This window comes from Solitalea lacus (assembly GCF_022014595.1).
GTDB lineage: Bacteria > Bacteroidota > Bacteroidia > Sphingobacteriales > Sphingobacteriaceae > Solitalea > Solitalea lacus.
Genome location: NZ_CP091740.1, coordinates 775,361 through 793,372 on the forward strand (window position 1 = coordinate 775,361; position 18,012 = coordinate 793,372).

Annotated in this window: 21 protein-coding genes; 19 read left to right on the forward strand and 2 right to left on the reverse strand. The window is 37.6% G+C overall.

Annotated elements, in window-relative coordinates; translation table 11 throughout:
- Positions 1–5: 5 nt before the first annotated feature.
- From folE to L2B55_RS03310, 7 genes are all read left to right on the forward strand, one after another.
- Positions 6–656, forward strand: a complete 651-nt coding sequence (folE, locus tag L2B55_RS03280; protein ID WP_237848866.1) for a GTP cyclohydrolase I FolE — start codon at positions 6–8, stop codon at positions 654–656.
- A 48-nt stretch (positions 657–704) separates the two neighbouring features.
- A complete protein-coding gene (gene fabD, locus L2B55_RS03285; RefSeq protein ID WP_237848867.1) occupies positions 705–1,586 on the forward strand; it encodes an ACP S-malonyltransferase in 882 nt (293 codons plus the stop codon).
- Between the two features lie 126 nt (positions 1,587–1,712).
- Positions 1,713–2,039, forward strand: coding sequence for an ArsR/SmtB family transcription factor (locus tag L2B55_RS03290; protein WP_237850321.1), 327 nt, complete (start codon positions 1,713–1,715; stop codon positions 2,037–2,039).
- A gap of 1 nt (position 2,040) precedes the next feature.
- On the forward strand, positions 2,041–2,505 hold the full coding sequence (locus L2B55_RS03295) for an SRPBCC domain-containing protein (RefSeq protein ID WP_237848868.1): 465 nt from the start codon (positions 2,041–2,043) through the stop codon (positions 2,503–2,505).
- A gap of 6 nt (positions 2,506–2,511) precedes the next feature.
- On the forward strand, positions 2,512–2,904 hold the full coding sequence (locus L2B55_RS03300) for a DoxX family protein (protein WP_237848869.1): 393 nt from the start codon (positions 2,512–2,514) through the stop codon (positions 2,902–2,904).
- A gap of 55 nt (positions 2,905–2,959) precedes the next feature.
- A complete protein-coding gene (locus L2B55_RS03305) occupies positions 2,960–3,538 on the forward strand; it encodes a YdeI/OmpD-associated family protein (protein ID WP_237848870.1) in 579 nt (192 codons plus the stop codon).
- Between the two features lie 141 nt (positions 3,539–3,679).
- Positions 3,680–4,243, forward strand: coding sequence for a DUF4256 domain-containing protein (locus L2B55_RS03310; protein ID WP_237848871.1), 564 nt, complete (start codon positions 3,680–3,682; stop codon positions 4,241–4,243).
- A gap of 33 nt (positions 4,244–4,276) precedes the next feature.
- On the opposite strand, the gene L2B55_RS03315 is transcribed toward L2B55_RS03310, so the two are convergent.
- Entirely contained in the window at positions 4,277–4,846 is a 570-nt protein-coding gene (locus L2B55_RS03315) for an FUSC family protein (protein ID WP_237848872.1), read from the reverse strand.
- A 2-nt stretch (positions 4,847–4,848) separates the two neighbouring features.
- Positions 4,849–5,784, reverse strand: coding sequence for a hypothetical protein (locus L2B55_RS03320; protein ID WP_237848873.1), 936 nt, complete (start codon positions 5,782–5,784; stop codon positions 4,849–4,851).
- A 277-nt stretch (positions 5,785–6,061) separates the two neighbouring features.
- Between L2B55_RS03320 and L2B55_RS03325 the strand changes: the two genes are divergently transcribed.
- The 12 genes from L2B55_RS03325 (at position 6,062) to L2B55_RS03380 (ending at position 17,911) form a co-directional block, all read left to right on the forward strand.
- The gene (locus tag L2B55_RS03325; protein WP_237848874.1) at positions 6,062–6,757 is read left to right on the forward strand and encodes a YjjG family noncanonical pyrimidine nucleotidase; all 696 of its coding nucleotides are present in this window, start codon (positions 6,062–6,064) and stop codon (positions 6,755–6,757) included.
- An 8-nt stretch (positions 6,758–6,765) separates the two neighbouring features.
- The gene (locus L2B55_RS03330; RefSeq protein ID WP_237848875.1) at positions 6,766–7,293 is read left to right on the forward strand and encodes a DinB family protein; all 528 of its coding nucleotides are present in this window, start codon (positions 6,766–6,768) and stop codon (positions 7,291–7,293) included.
- 260 nt (positions 7,294–7,553) lie between these two features.
- Positions 7,554–8,399, forward strand: coding sequence for a UDP-2,3-diacylglucosamine diphosphatase (locus L2B55_RS03335; protein WP_237848876.1), 846 nt, complete (start codon positions 7,554–7,556; stop codon positions 8,397–8,399).
- A gap of 47 nt (positions 8,400–8,446) precedes the next feature.
- Positions 8,447–9,451: a glycosyltransferase family protein gene (locus L2B55_RS03340; RefSeq protein ID WP_237848877.1), complete on the forward strand. Its 1,005-nt coding sequence runs from the start codon at positions 8,447–8,449 to the stop codon at positions 9,449–9,451.
- A 110-nt stretch (positions 9,452–9,561) separates the two neighbouring features.
- A complete protein-coding gene (locus L2B55_RS03345) occupies positions 9,562–10,545 on the forward strand; it encodes a DUF6427 family protein (protein ID WP_237848878.1) in 984 nt (327 codons plus the stop codon).
- Between the two features lie 121 nt (positions 10,546–10,666).
- Entirely contained in the window at positions 10,667–11,353 is a 687-nt protein-coding gene (purQ, locus tag L2B55_RS03350; protein ID WP_237848879.1) for a phosphoribosylformylglycinamidine synthase subunit PurQ, read from the forward strand.
- Between the two features lie 87 nt (positions 11,354–11,440).
- Complete coding sequence (locus L2B55_RS03355; RefSeq protein ID WP_237848880.1) at positions 11,441–12,181, forward strand: type III pantothenate kinase; 741 nt, start codon at positions 11,441–11,443, stop codon at positions 12,179–12,181.
- Complete coding sequence (gene bamG / locus L2B55_RS03360) at positions 12,174–13,472, forward strand: BamG family beta-barrel-assembly machinery protein (protein WP_237848881.1); 1,299 nt, start codon at positions 12,174–12,176, stop codon at positions 13,470–13,472. Before L2B55_RS03355 ends, bamG begins: the two co-directional genes overlap by 8 nt.
- 17 nt (positions 13,473–13,489) lie before the next feature.
- Positions 13,490–14,056: an LPS export ABC transporter periplasmic protein LptC gene (gene lptC, locus L2B55_RS03365; protein WP_237848882.1), complete on the forward strand. Its 567-nt coding sequence runs from the start codon at positions 13,490–13,492 to the stop codon at positions 14,054–14,056.
- 166 nt (positions 14,057–14,222) lie between these two features.
- Entirely contained in the window at positions 14,223–16,331 is a 2,109-nt protein-coding gene (locus L2B55_RS03370) for a peptidylprolyl isomerase (RefSeq protein ID WP_237848883.1), read from the forward strand.
- A 151-nt stretch (positions 16,332–16,482) separates the two neighbouring features.
- Positions 16,483–16,998 carry a DUF2480 family protein gene (locus L2B55_RS03375; RefSeq protein ID WP_237848884.1) on the forward strand — a complete coding sequence of 172 codons (516 nt, stop codon included), beginning with the start codon at positions 16,483–16,485 and terminating at the stop codon, positions 16,996–16,998.
- Positions 16,999–17,098: 100 nt separating this feature from the next.
- Complete coding sequence (locus tag L2B55_RS03380) at positions 17,099–17,911, forward strand: DUF3108 domain-containing protein (protein WP_237848885.1); 813 nt, start codon at positions 17,099–17,101, stop codon at positions 17,909–17,911.
- Positions 17,912–18,012: the final 101 nt, after the last annotated feature.

An 18,012-nucleotide genomic window follows, 5' to 3' on the forward strand; every position in this document is an offset into this window, starting at 1 on the left:
CGCTTATGGACGAATTTAAAAAAATTGCTTCCGGAATGATGGAAGAAAACGAGATGGACGGTTATGCAAAGATTGACCGTTACAACGAAGACAAGATCAAAGATATTGCTGAAAAGTATTATGATATTTTAAAAGATATTGGTGAAAATCCTGATCGGGAGGGCTTAATTAAGACTCCTGAGCGTGTGGCAAAGGCACTTCAGTTTTTAACTCACGGTTATGATCTGGATCCACAGGAAATCTTGAAATCAGCAATGTTTACCGAGGAATACAGCCAAATGGTGATAGTAAAGGATATTGAAGTATATTCAATGTGCGAGCACCATATGCTGCCTTTTTTTGGTAAAGCACATGTTGCATATATTCCTAACGGAAAGGTTGTTGGGTTGAGTAAACTTCCACGTGTGGTCGACGCCTTTTCACGTCGCTTACAGGTGCAAGAGCGTTTAACCAATGAAATACGTGATTGTATTCAAGAAACGCTGAACCCGCTGGGTGTTGCTGTTGTTATTGAATGTAAACACATGTGCATGAGCATGCGTGGTATTCAAAAACAAAACTCGGTAACAACCACCTCAGCCTTTACCGGAGAGTTTATTAATAATGAAAAAACCCGTTATGAGTTTATGCAGTTAATAGCAGCTCATTTAAGTTAGCTATTCTTTTAAACTTATTTATTGAATCAATTTAAAACCAAATTATAGATGAAAGCATATGTTTTCCCTGGTCAGGGAGCACAATTTGTAGGTATGGGTAAAGAGTTATACGAAACTTCGGCCCAAGCCAAAGAGTTGTTTGAAAAAGCCAATGAAATTATCGGTTTCCGTATTACGGATGTGATGTTTAACGGAACTGACGAAGATTTAAAACAAACTAAGGTTACTCAACCAGCAATTTTCCTGCACTCGGTTATTTTGGCTAAAACTTTAGGCGAGAGCTTTAAGCCTGAAATGGTAGCCGGACACTCATTGGGTGAGTTTTCAGCATTAGTAGCCAACGGTACATTAGGCTTTGAGGACGGTTTGAAACTGGTAATTGCACGTGCCAATGCAATGCAAAAAGCATGCGAGTTGCAGCCATCAACCATGGCGGCAATTTTAGGTTTGGAAGATAATGTAGTAGAAGATATTTGCGTTGCAATTGATGAAGTGGTGGTTCCGGCTAATTACAACTGCCCGGGGCAGCTAGTAATTTCGGGTAGTATTGAAGGGGTGAATATTGCTTGTGAAAAGTTAAAGGAAGCCGGAGCAAAACGTGCTTTGGTGTTGAATGTAGGTGGAGCATTCCACTCGCCGTTAATGGAACCAGCACGAGTTGAGTTGGAGGATGCAATTAATGCTACGGCATTTAATACGCCTGTTTGTCCTGTTTATCAAAACGTAAATGCTCAGCCAACAAGTGACCCGGAAGTGATTAAGAAAAACTTGATTGCTCAATTAACTGGTGCTGTGAGATGGACCCAAACCGTACAAGCTATGTTGTCTGATGGGGCAAGTTCATTTACCGAAGTTGGTCCTGGTAATGTATTGCAAGGTTTAGTGAAAAAAGTAAGCAAAGAAGTAGCCACTGAGAGCGCTACTGTATAGACTGAATAAGAATTTTTGTTATAGGGTATTGACGAAAGTTGATGCCCTTTTTTATTGCATTAAATAATCAAAAAAATTTGCGTAGTTAAATAGCTACATTTATATTTGTAGTCAAATAACTACATGATGAATCTGAGGAGAGATGTTTTTCAGGCTATAGCAGACCCGACGAGAAGGGCTATATTGCTACTGGTTGCTTCGCAATCTATGACAGCCGGTGCTATTGCTGCAAACTTTGACACTGCAAGGCCAACAGTTTCAAAGCACTTGCAAATACTTACCGAGTGCCAATTGCTTGAACAAGAACAAAACGGTAGAGAAGTTTACTATCACATCAATGCCAAAAAAATGAAAGAAGTAGCTGATTTCATTGAACCATTCCGTCAAATGTGGGATGACAGGTTTAATAAATTGGAAGCTATCATGAAAAACTATACATCAAAAAAAGCCTAATATGGAACAAAAAACAAAAATTCATGCCGAAGACGGTAAACAGGAACTAGTAATAACAAGGGAGTTTGATTTGCCATTGGAATTGCTTTTTAAAGCATATGTAGAGCCAGAGATTGTTGAGCAATGGATGGGGACTAAGGTGCTGAAATTGGAAAATAAAAAGCATGGAAGCTGGCAATTTGAAACGACCGATGCTAAAGGGAATAAACACGGGTTCAATGGAGTAATTCATGAGTTTGAAGAGAACCGCAAAATCACACGAACATTTGAAATGGAGAATATGCCTTTTCCAGCCCAGCTAGAGTTTTTAGAATTTGAACAACTTACTGATGAAACCAGCAAGCTCACTATGCATGTTGTGTATAAATCGGTTGCACACAGAAATCAAATACTGCAGCTACCTTTTGCTCAAGGTATAAATATGGCCCATAACAGATTACAAGACATCGTTAATAAATTAAACTAACTAACTATGACAAAGCGAAATAAAATTATCTATTGGATTGCTACTATCTGGCTATCACTCGGAATGGTATCAACAGGAGCAGTACAGTTATTTAAAGGGAAAGAGGGTGCTGGAGGTGTAGAAAGTATAACACACTTAGGTTATCCGATTTATTTTCTGACAATATTAGCCATTTGGAAATTTTTGGGAGTAATAATAGTGCTTATTCCTAAATTTCCGTTACTAAAGGAATGGGCATATGCAGGCTTTTTCTTTGCAATGTCGGGAGCGGTAATTTCACATATTGCCTCAGGCAGTGCAATGAATGAAGTGTTTCCTTCGTTGTTATTGTTAGCTCTGATTGTAATATCTTGGAATTTTAGACCTGCAGATAGAAGAATTACAGCGGTTAGTCAATAAAAGAAACAATATTCCATCTATCCTTTAAATAAAACAATCATACCGTATGAATAGCATGAATCCAAAAGTTGATTGGTTCTTCAATAACGCCGAAAAATGGCAAGAAGAAATAGAGAAACTGAGACTTATCGTTCTTGACTGCAATCTAACAGAAGAATTGAAGTGGGGTTGTCCTTGTTATACATTTCAGAAAAATAACATTGTTTTAATACATACGTTTAAAGACTACTGTGCGCTTTTGTTTTTTAAAGGAGCCCTGTTGAAGGATGCCAGAGATGTTTTAATTCAACAATCAAAAAACGTACAGGCGGCCCGTCAGATTCGGTTCAGCAATCTTAGGGAAATTGTTGAGATGGAAGCCCTCATTAAGGCTTATATTTATGAGGCTTTAGAAGTTGAAAAAGCCGGTTTGAAAGTGGAATTTAAAAAGACCGATGAGTTTACAATTCCTGAGGAATTTCAGCATAAATTAGCTGAAATTCCCGACTTAAAAGTGGCCTTTGAAGCCTTGTCGCCGGGGCGGCAGCGAGCATACCTGCTACATTTTTCTCAACCTAAACAATCAAAAACCCGAGAGTCAAGGATTGAAAAGTATATGCCGCAAATCCTCAGTGGAAAAGGATTAAATGATTAGTCCGCGATGAGAAATAAATGAATTAGTTTGAAACAATTGAATTGGTTGAAGCAGGAGTTGAAGTTTTTAAAACTGACAAAGGGACTGGATCAAATGTGGAGAAGCTTGAAAAATACCTAAGCAAAAAACATTAATTAGATTATGCCTAATAAAAAGGAATTGTTACCTGAGCAACGTGAAGAGCTGCTCAAAATATTAAAAGTCCGTTTTGAGAAAAACAGGGGCCGACATGAGGGGCTTGAATGGGATAGTGTGCAAGCAAAGCTGGATGCTAATGCTGAAAAATTGTGGTCGCTTAATGAAATGGAAAGTACCGGAGGGGAGCCTGATGTTGTGGGTCAGGATAAAAATACGGGCGAATATATTTTTTATGATTGTTCAGCGGAAAGTCCGAAAGGCCGCAGAAGTGTTTGTTATGATCAAGCCGCATTGGAGTCAAGGAAAGAATATAAACCTGCAGATAGTGCGGTTAACATGGCTGCAGCCATGGGAATTGAGCTTTTAACCGAAGAGCAATATCAAGCCTTACAGAAACTTGGAAATTTCGATTTGAAAACGTCCAGTTGGATAGTAACACCTTCTGATATTAGAAAGCTCGGCGGCGCCATCTTTTGTGATCGTCGTTATAACACTGTCTTTGTGTATCACAATGGTGCGGAATCCTATTATGCCGCAAGAGGGTTTCGATGCTCATTAAGAGTCTAGAAAATATTTTTTCATCAATGAATGATGAGAATCTTAGTTTTTTGATTTTTCGTTGGGAGTTTTGTCAGGCGGTTGTATAATCCAAAATTTCGACATCAGCCAGCTGACTAACAAACCAACGAAACATCCAAAAATGACCTCTGCAACTTTGTGAAGTCCGTAAACAATGCCAATTTGTGATGACCCATGCATTATCCCAGAGGCAATAACCACTGCGGCAGTAATGGGAGCTTGGCGCCACATGGTTTTAATACGAATGATAAAGGAGGAAATAAGTACAGTTATGCCTAATGCAACGGGCAGCATCCATTCTTTTGCACCTCCTAAAATTAGAAACAATAGCCCAACTATGCAGCCTACAAAAACATTGGTAAGCCGGGCTTTAAACATCCTGCGTGCTTCTTCAGGTTGTGGGTCTGATGCGGCAACCATTGATGCTATGGCCCAAATGGGGTTGGTGTCGTTTAAAAGCTGTAAGGAATTCCAAACAATCCAAGTGGCAATAACTACATTCACTGCAAAACGTATGGCCAGCAATTGATCAAATGTTAGCGCAAGCTGATCTAGAACTTGATGGGCTTTTTGTTCTCGATGTTTAGGCATACTTATTCATAGGTTTGAGGAGCATTGCCCAGCAGACGATATACAATACCGGTTTTGGTAGCATTTAATGCCAGCCAATTTTTAACGGTATATTGAAGCGATAAAAAATGGGCTTCTGCTCGCCTCATAGCATCAAGTTTCAACTCCTTCCGATCATTGAATTTTAATTGGTAAGCAAACTCCCCAATAAGTGGTCGGTGATCGCCGCGTGTACGCCAAATAGCCACGTTTGCTTTAGCTAATAAACCTGAGCCAAAATCAAAAGTTCCAATATCCTGCAGGACTTCTTCAATAATGGTTTCATTAACCAATTCAATCCTCTCTCCAGCACTTTTTCTAAGATTAGCCAGGGCAGGGAAAATTTGTGAGATGACATCAAATGAAAGTATATCGTTTTCACGAATATGAGAGCGCGGAAACTGAACATTGTGTGAGTATAGCAGCCTGATGCCTCCAAGCTGATCTTTAAGCGGCAATGCCTGGCATTTGAATTTTATTTTATAATCGCCATAAATGTGTGGCCTGACATCAGTTTCTGCTACTTTTTGAATATCCGGATGCCTGAATTTAAAGACTACTTCAGGATCTCCTACCGGGAATCCATCCTGATAGCGGATTCGCCTGCGTAGTATAAAGCCATTGTTGTAAAGTCTAAAATCACGTGTATCCACAAAGAGCACCTCCCGTATTTGTACAGGCTCATTAATAAAGCCATTGGTAGTAAAGGTGATGCCTCCATTAACAGTCGGGCGTTTTATTATTTTGGCAAAATCAAAAAAGCTGCTCCGAGATACAAAATGATTAGGCTTTAGTATTAATTTAAATGAAAGATAGTTAGGCTCGTTAAATGGCAAGCCGTCAGAGTAACGGCCAGGTTTTATCAGGGGGACATTAGCCGTCCAAGAAGTGGGTTTAGGTAGAGTTTCGGGTGCTGACATGATGAAAACTTTTTAAAGTGAAACAAGCTTTGTTCAAAACAGCTGTATAAGTCATCCTGTCTTACAATATACATTTTTCTCAGTCATTTTAAAATATTGATCATGGATAAATGTCTTTTAATTAAGTGATTAATGGTGTTTTTCTGAATGGATTTAGATGAAATCATAAACTAAACTTTATCATATTATCTATTAAAAAGAACCAGGGTTTTCACGGTTAGATAAGATCTATAGCATCAATTGGCAACGTGTCAAACTTATTACCTTTGTGTTTACAATGAAAACTTATCGCCATCTTTTTTTTGACCTTGATCATACCATTTGGGATTTTGACAAAAATGCCGAGGAGACACTTCGAGATTTATTCGTAAGCTACAATCTGGTTTCTCTTGGAATTAATTCTGTTGATCTATTTATTGAAACTTACACCGAAAATAATCATCAGCTTTGGGCCCAATATCATAAAGGCTTAATCAGTAAAGAACATTTGCGGCATGAGCGTTTTAACAAAACTTTTCGTGAGTTTGGTATAGATAAAGAATTGATTCCGACGAGTTTTGAAACAGATTATGTTCGCATTTGTCCTACTAAAACTAATCTTTTTCCAAAGGCACATGACACATTAAGTTATCTACAATCGAAATACAAATTACACCTAATTTCCAACGGATTTTATGAAAGTACGTTGATTAAGGTGGAGACAACAGGAATTGGTAAGTATTTCGATAATATCAATATTTCTGAAAAAATTGGAGTTAATAAACCCGATCCGGCTATATTTCATTATGCTATGCAATTGGCCGGAACCAATGCTGCAGAAAGCATGATGATAGGAGACAGCATTGAGGCGGATATCATGGGCGCAATTAATGTAGGTATGGATTGTGTTTTCTTTAATCCCAGGGAAGAAAAACATAATGTAAAAATAAATCATGAGATAAAATCTCTTGACGAACTGCTGCAAATTTTGTAACTAGGAGTATGAATGTGCTTGAAATTATAACTCAGTTGAAACAAGCTTTACAAGAATACGAAAGCAGGCTTGATCATTATTCCGATGAGGTCTTTCTACTTCACCCTGAGCCAAATGCATGGTCGTTAGGGGAAGTGTACAGCCATATTTTTGTTACAGGTTTAATGAACTTAAAGGCTCTTGAGCTTTGCGTTGAAGGGCATGGTGCCACCGATACTGATGGTTTGAATGAGTTTGGTGAAAAGTTATTTGCCTTGGGGCATTTTCCGCCAGGCAAGTATGAGTCTCCTGAATCAGTAAAGTCACGCGTGCAAAATATTCATAAATCAGAGGCAAAAGAGCTAATTTCCAAAGTGAACTCAAGGGTAAGTGCCCTGAATATTTCGGACATTTTGCAGTCTGAAGAAAATCAACGAATCGAGCATCCTCGATTAGGTTATCTTAATGCCAATCAGTGGATACAATTTATGCTCATTCACTCCAATCATCACTTAGAACAATTGGAACGCATCGAACGGAAATTATCAATGTGTTAGTTTATAATAAATTAACATGAAGTAAATGTGCCGGTAACTTGACGGAACGATATTTGCGTAACAAATTGAACCATAAGTATTATTAAATGGAGCTCAATTATTTACTCATTGTCGGTTTTGGTCTTTTCATTGTAGGCGCATACTATTTCAGTCCTTTTGATTTCAATGTTGAAGATGAAGAAGATTGAGGTCTGTCCGCTGAGAAATGTTTCCTGCTTTCTCAAATTCCGGCGTTTATTATCCAATTTGTAAAAACTAAGATGCCTAAGCGCGAAGTTGAGATTGTTGTTATTTCCGATGTGCACCTCGGAACTTTTGGCTGTCATGCAAAAGAACTTTTAAAGTACCTCAAAAGTATAAAGCCCAAAACTTTAGTTTTAAATGGGGATATCATCGATATCTGGCAATTCAGCAAATCGTATTGGCCCGAGTCGCACATGAAAGTAATGCGTAAGATTATGAAATTTGTAAGTCAGGGAGTTGATGTTTATTATCTTACGGGTAATCATGACGAAATGCTGCGCAAATTTGCCGATTTTGAAATGGGAACCTTCAGGCTTGCCAATAAAGTAGTTTTACCTGTTGACGGTAAGCGTGCCTGGATTTTTCATGGCGATATTTTTGATATTACCATGCAGCATTCCAAATGGCTGGCAAAATTGGGTGCCATCGGTTACGATTCATTGATTTTACTTAATACGTTTGTTAATTACCTGTTGCAAGCTGTAGGGAAGGAAAAGATGAGCTTTTCCAAGAAGATAAAAAGCAGCGTAAAAAATGCGGTTAAGTTTATGAATGATTTTGAAATGTCGGCCGCCGAAATAGCTATTGATAAAGGGTATGATTACGTTATTTGTGGACATATTCATCAACCTGAAATTAAAACAATAACAACAGGACAAGGTAAGGTGGAATATCTTAACTCTGGTGACTGGGTTGAGAGCTTAACCGCACTGGAATATAAAAACGGGCAGTGGGAGTTGTTTCAATATTCGGCGGAAGAGTTTGAATATATGGAGAATGAAATTGCAAGTGAAGAAAATGAAGATTTGAATGCTAAAATTGATATAAATTTGTTGTATCAATCCTTTATGGTTAAAGACTGAGTTAAAAAATTTCTGTTTTTTATAATTCATTTACCAACTAGCAAACATTGAAGATACTTTACGCTATACAAGGAACCGGAAATGGGCACGTTAGCCGGGCCAAAGAGATTATACCTCATTTGCAAAATTTTGGTTCGCTCGATTTGTTAATAAGCGGTACTCAAGCCGATATTAACTTAAGTCAACCTGTTCAATATAAACTTCACGGATTCAGTTTTGTGTTTGGGAAAAAAGGAGGTGTTGATCATTGGAAGACATATAAAATAATGAATCTAAATCAGTTGCAAAAGGATATCAGGACTATGCCTCTTGAGCAATATGATTTAATCATTAATGATTTTGAACCGGTTACTGCCTGGGCATGTAAACTGCGTAAATTGCCAATGGTGGGGTTGAGTCATCAATCAGCATTTTTGTCAGAAAAAACTCCCCGTCCTAAACATGTTTTTCCGCATTGGGAAGAGCTGGTTCTCAAATATTACGCTCCAGTACAAGAATCTGTAGCATTTCACTTTGAACGATACGATAGCTTTATAAATACTCCGGTAATACGGGGAGAGATCAGGGCACTTGAGCCCCGAAACTTGGGTCATTATACAGTATACCTGCCAGCCTATGCTGATAGTACCCTTATTGAGCATTTGAAACAAATAAAAGATATCAAATGGGAAATTTTCTCTAAGCACACTACAAAAAGCTATTCGGTAGAGAATGTTTCAATTAAACCGGTTAATAACGAAGACTTCAATCAAAGTTTGGCAGGTTGTGAAGGTTTGCTTACTGGTGGTGGATTTGAAGGTCCGGCAGAGGCATTGTTTTTAGGGAAAAAAGTGCTTTCAGTCCCTATGGCTAATCAGTGGGAGCAGCAATGCAATGCAGAGGCCTTGCGGTTGATTGGGGTGCCGGTATTGACTAAAATTGATAAAGAGTTTGTTAAAAATGTTACGGAATGGGTATATCACGGTAAAAATATTCCGGTAAATTATCCTGATGAAACAGCACAAATTATAGAGCATTTAATGGCCACGTACGCTCAAAGGGTTGTCGTATAAGCGACAAAAAAAATCGATTTCCATATGGTTGTATAAATAAACGATAGTAAGGTTTCATTTTTTAAACCAAAATACGGATTATTGCGCCAATTAGATTTCTATTTCCTCAGATGGTTATTAACGTTTTTCGCCGAGCCCAAACTTTTAATTTTTTTTTACTGGCAGCCGTTATTTTATTGTTGCGATTGGCAGTACTGCTAAATCCGGGTTTATACAAAGGCCTAATTGTTTATCAACCATTTGTTAAACTGTTGGTTTTCTTTCAGTTTAACTTTTTGTCAAACCCTGTAAATAATATATTAATAACTTCTGTAGTTGTCTTTATTCAGGCTGTTATTTTTGGTAGAATTATTACCCGCCATAACTTTTTCAATAAAACCACCTTTTTGCCTGAATTGATGTATGTGGTGGTATGCAGTATGTTTACAGAGTTTCTGACCTTTTCTCCCATAGTTTTCTGTAATTTCTTCTTGCTTTGGATTCTTGATAAGATTTTTTCTTTGTATAGAACCCAGTCAACTTTGCAAAGCGTCTTCGACATGGGATTTATTATAGGTTTGGGTTCTTTGCTGTATTTTCCTTTTTTATTTATTTTTCCTATTGTTTGGTATAGTTTGCTGGTATTTAAGGCATTTTCATGGCGCGAATGGTTTACAGGTTTAATTGGGCTTATTATTCCATATATATTACTTGGTACCTGGTATTTTTGGAATGACGACTTTAACGACTTTTACCACCTTTGGCTACCATTTAAATTTGTATTACCTCAAGAGCTTGCAATAGAAAAAAGCGATTATTTTGCTTTAGTGCCAATTGTAATTGTGCTATTGTTGTCACTGAATCAGGTAAGAGTGATGTTTTTTAAAAATGTGGTGCAGGTACGTAAATCATTGCAGTGTCTGAGCTTTTTGATGGTGCTTATTGTTGCATCCTATTTTCTTATTCCTGACAGAAGCATCAACCACCTTTTGTTGGCAGCGGCCCCAGCTGCAACTTTCATGACCTTCTATTTTATTTCGGCCAAAGTACGTTGGTTTTATGAATGGGTATTTGCTTTGTTAATCATCTCTATTTTCTATTTTCAATTATTTTAAGGGATTTAAGTGCAGGATGAATAATACTTCAGCATAAACTCTTATAAAACAATTAAAAACGAATTGAACTGGTGAACTACAATAAGATTTGCTAACTTTGCGCTTTGAAAATAAATACAAGATGAAATTTGGAGTTGTAGTTTTCCCGGGTTCCAATTGTGATCAGGATGCCATTAATCTATTAGGTAATGTATTAGGTCAGGAAGTTGTTACCCTCTGGCATAAAGATCATGATTTACAAGGATGCGACTTTATAGTGCTTCCTGGTGGTTTTTCATACGGCGATTATTTACGTTCTGGTGCTATTGCCCGCTTTTCGCCAATTATGAAAGAAATCATTGAGTTTGCTAATAAAGGCGGCTATTTGATGGGTATTTGCAATGGTTTTCAAATATTAGTTGAGGCCAACCTACTTCCTGGAGTTTTGTTACATAACGATAATCGCAAATTCATCGGTAGAAACGTTTATTTAAAAGCTCAAACACAAAATTCATTAATTACTTCACAAGTTGAGCTTGATAAAGCATTGAAAATTCCTATTGCCCATGGTGAAGGAAAGTACTATGCTGATTCAGAGACCTTGAAGATGATAAATGATAATGATCAAGTATTGTTCCGTTATTGTGATGAAAATGGCTTGATCACTCCAGAGGCAAATCCTAATGGAGCAATGGAAAATATTGCGGGGGTTTGTAATAAAAATCGTAATGTATTTGGAATGATGCCGCACCCTGAGCGTGCTGCTGACCCAATCTTGTCAAACCAAGATGGCTTGTCATTGTTCGAATCAATTTTACAGACAGTATAATCCGAAAAAATATCTTCGATAAAAGCAGAAAGTGAATTAACTTCGGTTGTTTTACTTTCTGCTTTTTTATTTCTTTTTGCACTATTCATGAATCTGATAATTGATATCGGAAATTTTAGGACTAAGATTGCTGCATTTGAAGACGATAAGCTGATTGAGCTTCTGGCGATAGAAGATGCTCCAATTGACAGTATTCAGCAGTTCATTGAAAAATATAAACCGGAATACTCAATTCTTTCATCGGTAGTTATTAATGATGAAGGAATTGTTCGTTTATTAAACCAAAGCACCAGTTTTACTCAATTAAGTGCTCAAACCCCTGTTCCTATAAAAAATAAATATGATACTCCTACAACTTTAGGTACTGACAGACTATCGGCTGTTTGTGGAGCAAAATGTTTATATGAAAATAGTAATGTGCTGGTAATCAATGGGGGGACTTGCGTTACTTATGAATTGCTGACTGCTAAGAATGAGTACCTGGGAGGAGGAATCTCTCCGGGGCTTAATATGCGTTTTTCAGCATTGAATACTTTTACCGATAAACTTCCGTTAATTAGTTTCGATAATGAGTTCGACAATTTGATCGGTACATCAACCCAAAGCTCTATACTTACAGGTGTTCAAAATGGATTGATTGCCGAACTGGAGGGCATTATTTCAAGATACGAAAAGCAATTTGAGGACCTTGCGGTGGTGCTTTGTGGCGGCGATTCAAAATTTTTTGACAGTCGTTTGAAAAATAGCATCTTTGCGCCCAAGGTAAATTGGCAGCCTAACTTGGTGTTGTACGGGTTAAATGCCATATTAAAATATCAGTATGCGTAAATTTACAAAGTTACTTACCTTAATTTCACTCACATTTATCAGTGCAAATGTTTTTGCACAGGCAACAACAAGTTCTCCTTATTCGGCTTATGGAGTTGGATCGTTGGTTCCACAAACATTTGCTTTGTCAAAAGGAATGGGAAACATAGCTGCAGGTTTACGTACTCCTGATAATATTAATCTCTCCAATCCTGCTTCTTATTCGGCATTGGTAATGACAAATATCGATTTAGGTATGCATGGTGGAATTAATCAGCTAAGCACATCGTCTCTTAAACAAAATAATTACGACTATACATTAGATCATTTTGCGATAGGCTTTCCGATTTCTCGCAAAATGGGAGGTTCTATTGGGATAATTCCTTTTTCTACCTCTGGGTATAAAGTGGGTAGTGACACTACTTTTAAGAATGTTGATACCGTAATCGGTAAAAATGCATTAAGTGGTGACGGCGGATACTCACAAGTATATATGGGCGGAGCTTTACAGATTGTAAAAAACCTTTCCTTAGGCATTAACGTGGGTTATATGTTCGGAACTATTAAACGTAGCGTTTCTACCGAACTTAATGACGCATATAGCTACAATAGCAGAACTATATTAAGTACGAGTGCAAGTGGATTTTTAGTGAAATATGGCTTACAATACACGCTAGTGCAGAGTGCTGAAAAGCGTTGGACTATTGGTTACTCTGGATCTTTTAAAACCAAGGTGAATACCAAACAAGATTATGTTTTTGATCGCTATTTAACTTCATCAGACGGAAATGCGAGTTCTGTTGACACGATTGCATCTTCTCAAGGTATAAAAGGCGATTTCATTTTACCGACAACACATAGCCTTGGATTTACTTTCAATAAAGGGTATAAACTGCTTGCTGGGGCTGATTTTGATTACCAACAGTGGACTCAATATGCTGTGAATGGTCAAAATCGTAATTTTAAGAATATGTACGGGGTGCGTTTAGGTGCTCAGTACACACCTGATGTTTATTCGGTTTCTAGTTATATGAAACGAGTTGATTATCGTTTCGGGTTTAATTACTATAAATCTTATCTTAACTTAAGAGGACAAGATATTAATGAGATGAACCTTACTTTAGGTATGGGTTTCCCATTATCTCAACAACATTTTGGAGGTTTGTTGTACACGGCTTCAAAACTGAATATGGGCATTCAGTTAGGAACTCGTGGTACCACTACCAATGGATTGGTTAAAGAAAAATACGCTAATTTGTATTTAGGCTTTACGCTGAATGACAGATGGTTTATAAAGCGTAAATTCGACTAATTTAACTGGATACTTCATTGAAAAGAGCGAGGCTGATAGTAATGATTGGTGCCGGAATGGCATTTACTGCTTGCGAGAATGATCTTGCCAAAGTAAATGCTATTTCTGCAAAGATTACGGAAAAATCAGTCGAGACCAGCAAGGGTGTGGAGATGATTTACTCAGACTCGGCCAAGGTGAAGGCACGACTTACTACTCCTTTGCTTTTACAATACAAAACAGAAAAACCATACGACGAAATGCCCAAAGGGTTGAAAGTAGAATTCTTTGCTCCCAATACCTCTCGTGTAGAAAGCACTATAACGGCCCGTTACGGAATAAGGCAGCCCAATGAGCGTAAAATTGAAGTGCGTGATAGTGTTGTGGTGGTCAATAGTAAAGGAGATAAACTTACCTCCGAAAGGTTGGTTTGGGATGAGGATAAACATATCATCTATTCTGATAAATTTGTAAAAATTATATCTCCTGATAAGATTGTTCAGGGATACGGGTTTGAAGCCCCTGAAGATCTAAGTGTATACAAGTTTAAAAAATTAAGCGGCGAGGTTGATTTAAAGCAGCCAACAGTGCCGCAACAGCCTTAATTTGCTATCCTATTTTTACCCCTAGTTGCTTTTATAGCTGAATAAAGCATTGATTCTAATACTCTTCTATTCGTGTAACTACTTTCAAAAAAAAATTCCTAGATTAAAAAAATTTGTATCTTGCGCACCTAAAAACTAAAAGCGTAACTATAAAAGTAGAAGAATTATGTTGATGAATTTCTTACGCGAGCGTGCAGGATTTATTATTATCGGGTTTATCGGACTCGCGATTGTGGCCTTCATTGTGAGTGATATGTTTAAAGCCTCAAGTCCTTTTTTACAAGATGGACGCAATAAAGTAGGTGTTATTGCTGGTGAAGATGTTTCTTACCAAGATTTTAATGGTAAGGTTGAACAAAACATGGAAGCCATGAAGCAGCAAATGGGCGGTAATGTTCCTCCTCAAATGGCTGGCTATGCGCAAGAACAAGCCTGGAATCAAATGGTTCAGGAAATTGTTTTCAAAAAGCAAACTGAAAAAACAGGAATTACTGTTGGTGGTGAAGAATTGTTCGATCTAATCCAAGGTAAAAATCCTGATCCTCAAATTCGCAGAATCTTTGCCAACCCGCAGACTGGTGAGTTTGACCCAAAATCTGTTGTTACTTTCCTTAAAAATATGGAAACTAACGATCCTACCGGCGCTACCAAGAAGCAATGGTTAGATTTTGAGAAAAACCTGCAAAGCAACCGTGCTATCCAGAAATACATCAACATGGTGAGTGGTGCGATGTACGCTACTTCATTAGAATTGACTCAACTTAATGCTGCTAATACAAAATTGGCTAATGCTCGTTTAGTTGCAGTGCCTTATTCAACTGTTCCTGATGCAGAAATTAAAGTTGAAGACAGCGAGATCGAGAAATACTACAACGATAACAAATACAAATACAAACAAAAGCAAGATCAGCGTACAATTGAGTACGTTGTAATGGATGTTGTGCCTTCAAAAGAAGATTCATTGGCAGCTCAAAAAGACATTGACAAGGTTGCTGCTGACTTCAGAACTTCTACTCAGGACTCATTGTTTTATATGGCTAACGCTGATACCAAAATGCCTTTAACTTTCATGAAAAAGGCACAATTGGACGCTAAATTAGATACAGCGTTATTTAATGCTGCAGTAGGAACTGTATATGGACCTTATTTTGAAAACGGTGCATATAAAGTGGCCAAATTATTAGGTGTTAAAAATGTGCCTGATTCGGTAAAAGCTCGTCATATTCTAATTGGTGCACAAAAAGGCGGTTTAACGCCAGCTGGTGCAGCTAAAGCTGATAGCTTGAAAAAATTAGTTCAAAGTGGTAAAGCTTCATTTGCTGATTTAGCTAAAGCCAACTCTGATGACCCAGGATCGGGTGCTAAGGGTGGCGATTTAGGTTATTTTGGTCGTAACATGATGGTTCCTCAGTTTGAACAGGCTGCATTTAATGGAAAGCCAGGTGACTTAGTGGTTGTTCAAACTCAATTCGGAACACACTTAATTGAAGTTCAGGATCAGAAAAACGTTTCAAAAGCAGTTCAAGTTGCCGTAGTTGATCGTGTTTTCACTCCGAGTCAAAGCTCACGTCAAACTGCTTTTGCTAAAGCAAATAGCTTTGTTGCAGGAATTAAAGAGGCTAAGAGCTTTACTGAGGCTGCCGAAAAAGCGAAACTTGCTAAACGCATTTCAGATAACTTAAATGCAACAGGTTCAGAAATTCCAGGTTTAGAGTCATCAAGAGAGATTACTCGTTGGGCATTTAATGCTGAGCAAAACGATGTTTCGAATGTTTTTGAAACCGGCGATAAGTATGTTGTTGCTCACTTAATTCAAATCAGAAATAAAGGATATGTGCCTTTAGAGTACGTAAAATCAGAGATTGAGATTGCTGTTCGTCAACAGAAAAAAGCTGAGAAATTAACAGAAAAAGTTAAAGGTGCAATTGCGGGAGCAGCTTCAATTGATGCTGTGGCTCAAAAGCTAGGAGCTCCTGTTCAGCCATTACAAGGTGTTAGCTTTGGAAATCCAGTTCTTGAAGGAGCAGGAATGGAGCCGAAATTATACGGATCGATTTTCGGTTCTCAAGCCGGTAAAATTGGTAAACCTGTTGTTGGCGAGAAATCAGTTTATGCGTTTGTTGTTGATAGCTTTACCAATCCAACTCCAATTGCTGACATTAAAACATTCCGTCGTTCGGTAGAAATGATGCAAAAACAAGCTTCTGCTGCCGGAACTTTTGAGGCTTTACAAGACAAAGCTAAAATTGTTGATAACCGCGGAAAATTCTATTAGGATAAATAATCATCAACATAAAAAAGCGTTCCAATTCGGAACGCTTTTTTTGTTTTTTAGCTTTTTAGAATTGAAGTAAAACAAGATCGATCAGATTTAGTTATTTTTGTAATTAGTTTAATTTAAATCAGATATACCTTTAGTTCAGCATATGGAAATACAGGAACACATCGTTAATAAAGTTGCAAGCAGTGGTTTGATCAGTTTTGATCTTTCGGCGTATTATCATAATGGAGAACGCATTGAATATGATATAAAAGAAAACTTGTTTCATGGGTTAATACTAAGGGAAAAGGATTTTAGAGAGTTTGTAAAAGATCATGACTGGGCACAATATGAAGGCAAGAACGTAGCAATCATCTGTTCCGCTGATGCTATTGTGCCTACGTGGGCCTATATGTTGTTGGCAACAAAATTGGAGCCGTTTGTAAATCGTTTAGTGTTTGGCAACCTTGAGGTGTTAGAAACCGTCTTGTTTAGAGACGCATTAACAAAAATTGATCTAGAACAGTACCGTGATCAACGTGTTGTAGTGAAAGGTTGTGGTGATATTCCGGTTCCTGTTTCGGCCTATGTTGAAATTTCGGCATTACTTCGTCCGATAGTTAAAAGCATTATGTACGGAGAACCTTGTTCGACAGTTCCCTTGTACAAAAGGAAAGACTAAATTTGGTTAGTACGTTTGGTGAGTAAATTTATTTTATAGCAGCATTGCGAGAATCTTTACAATCGTTTAACTTGCCGCATGCTGCCTTTAAAACAGGAATATGAAAACTAAGCATTTTATCCTTTTTATTTTAACTCTTGTTGTATTACCCTTAGATGTTTTGCTGGCACAGGGGAAGTATGACCTTATCCCTCCTCCTTTTCAGGTAGGCGAAGAACTTAATTACAGGTTTAAGTATGGTTTTTTGAATTGTGCCGAAGGGGTAATGAGGGTAGAAGAATCCTCAAAAGAATTTAATAGTGTGAAGCCTTTTCGTTTAATAGCTAAAGGTGAAACTAAAAGTGCGGTTGCATTAATAACCAAGGTGCGTAATCGTTACGATTCTTATATAAATCCAGCAACGTTAAAGCCTTTTTTATTTACTGAGAGTGTTCGTGAAGGTACTTACAAAAGAGACAGCTACGCAAGTTTTGACCGGAAAAACAAAGTAGTCAATTCTAATAAAGGCTCTTTCCCTATTAGTGATAATACCCTTGATGTACTTTCCATACTTTATTATGCGCGTGCATTAGATTTGAATCAATTTTCAAAAGGCTCTAAGATTACTATTGATTTTTTTCTTGACGATCAAACTTATCCAATTGCCATTACTTATTTGGGAAATGAATATATAAAAACACCGTTCGGAAAGGTGGAATGCATGAAATTCTCTCCAGACGTAGCGGAGGGGCGCGTATTTCGGAAGAATAGTAAAATATATTTGTGGGTAACTAATGATGCCAATCGTGTTCCTGTTCGTGCAGAGGTTGAAATTTTAATCGGATCCCTTCGTCTGGATCTAATTGGATTTAAAAATCTTAAATATCCTGTAGGCTACACCGGTACTGCAGATACAGATAGAGCAGGCCGCTAAATTATTCATTATCATTCTATATATCGGTAATTTTCAGGCATCAATAAAATATTTAAGTAACTTTGCCCTTTAATTGACTTTTACAGGTTGATTAAAGGGTT

Coding starts and splice junctions, on each gene's coding strand:
- folE (WP_237848866.1), top strand. CDS start 6: ATGGACGAATTTAAAAAAATTGCTTCCGGAATGATGGAAGAAAACGAG.
- fabD (WP_237848867.1), top strand. CDS start 705: ATGAAAGCATATGTTTTCCCTGGTCAGGGAGCACAATTTGTAGGTATG.
- L2B55_RS03290 (WP_237850321.1), top strand. CDS start 1,713: ATGAATCTGAGGAGAGATGTTTTTCAGGCTATAGCAGACCCGACGAGA.
- L2B55_RS03295 (WP_237848868.1), top strand. CDS start 2,041: ATGGAACAAAAAACAAAAATTCATGCCGAAGACGGTAAACAGGAACTA.
- L2B55_RS03300 (WP_237848869.1), top strand. CDS start 2,512: ATGACAAAGCGAAATAAAATTATCTATTGGATTGCTACTATCTGGCTA.
- L2B55_RS03305 (WP_237848870.1), top strand. CDS start 2,960: ATGAATCCAAAAGTTGATTGGTTCTTCAATAACGCCGAAAAATGGCAA.
- L2B55_RS03310 (WP_237848871.1), top strand. CDS start 3,680: ATGCCTAATAAAAAGGAATTGTTACCTGAGCAACGTGAAGAGCTGCTC.
- L2B55_RS03315 (WP_237848872.1), bottom strand. CDS start 4,846: ATGCCTAAACATCGAGAACAAAAAGCCCATCAAGTTCTAGATCAGCTT.
- L2B55_RS03320 (WP_237848873.1), bottom strand. CDS start 5,784: ATGTCAGCACCCGAAACTCTACCTAAACCCACTTCTTGGACGGCTAAT.
- L2B55_RS03325 (WP_237848874.1), top strand. CDS start 6,062: ATGAAAACTTATCGCCATCTTTTTTTTGACCTTGATCATACCATTTGG.
- L2B55_RS03330 (WP_237848875.1), top strand. CDS start 6,766: ATGAATGTGCTTGAAATTATAACTCAGTTGAAACAAGCTTTACAAGAA.
- L2B55_RS03335 (WP_237848876.1), top strand. CDS start 7,554: ATGCCTAAGCGCGAAGTTGAGATTGTTGTTATTTCCGATGTGCACCTC.
- L2B55_RS03345 (WP_237848878.1), top strand. CDS start 9,562: ATGGTTATTAACGTTTTTCGCCGAGCCCAAACTTTTAATTTTTTTTTA.
- purQ (WP_237848879.1), top strand. CDS start 10,667: ATGAAATTTGGAGTTGTAGTTTTCCCGGGTTCCAATTGTGATCAGGAT.
- L2B55_RS03355 (WP_237848880.1), top strand. CDS start 11,441: ATGAATCTGATAATTGATATCGGAAATTTTAGGACTAAGATTGCTGCA.
- bamG (WP_237848881.1), top strand. CDS start 12,174: ATGCGTAAATTTACAAAGTTACTTACCTTAATTTCACTCACATTTATC.
- L2B55_RS03370 (WP_237848883.1), top strand. CDS start 14,223: ATGTTGATGAATTTCTTACGCGAGCGTGCAGGATTTATTATTATCGGG.
- L2B55_RS03375 (WP_237848884.1), top strand. CDS start 16,483: ATGGAAATACAGGAACACATCGTTAATAAAGTTGCAAGCAGTGGTTTG.
- L2B55_RS03380 (WP_237848885.1), top strand. CDS start 17,099: ATGAAAACTAAGCATTTTATCCTTTTTATTTTAACTCTTGTTGTATTA.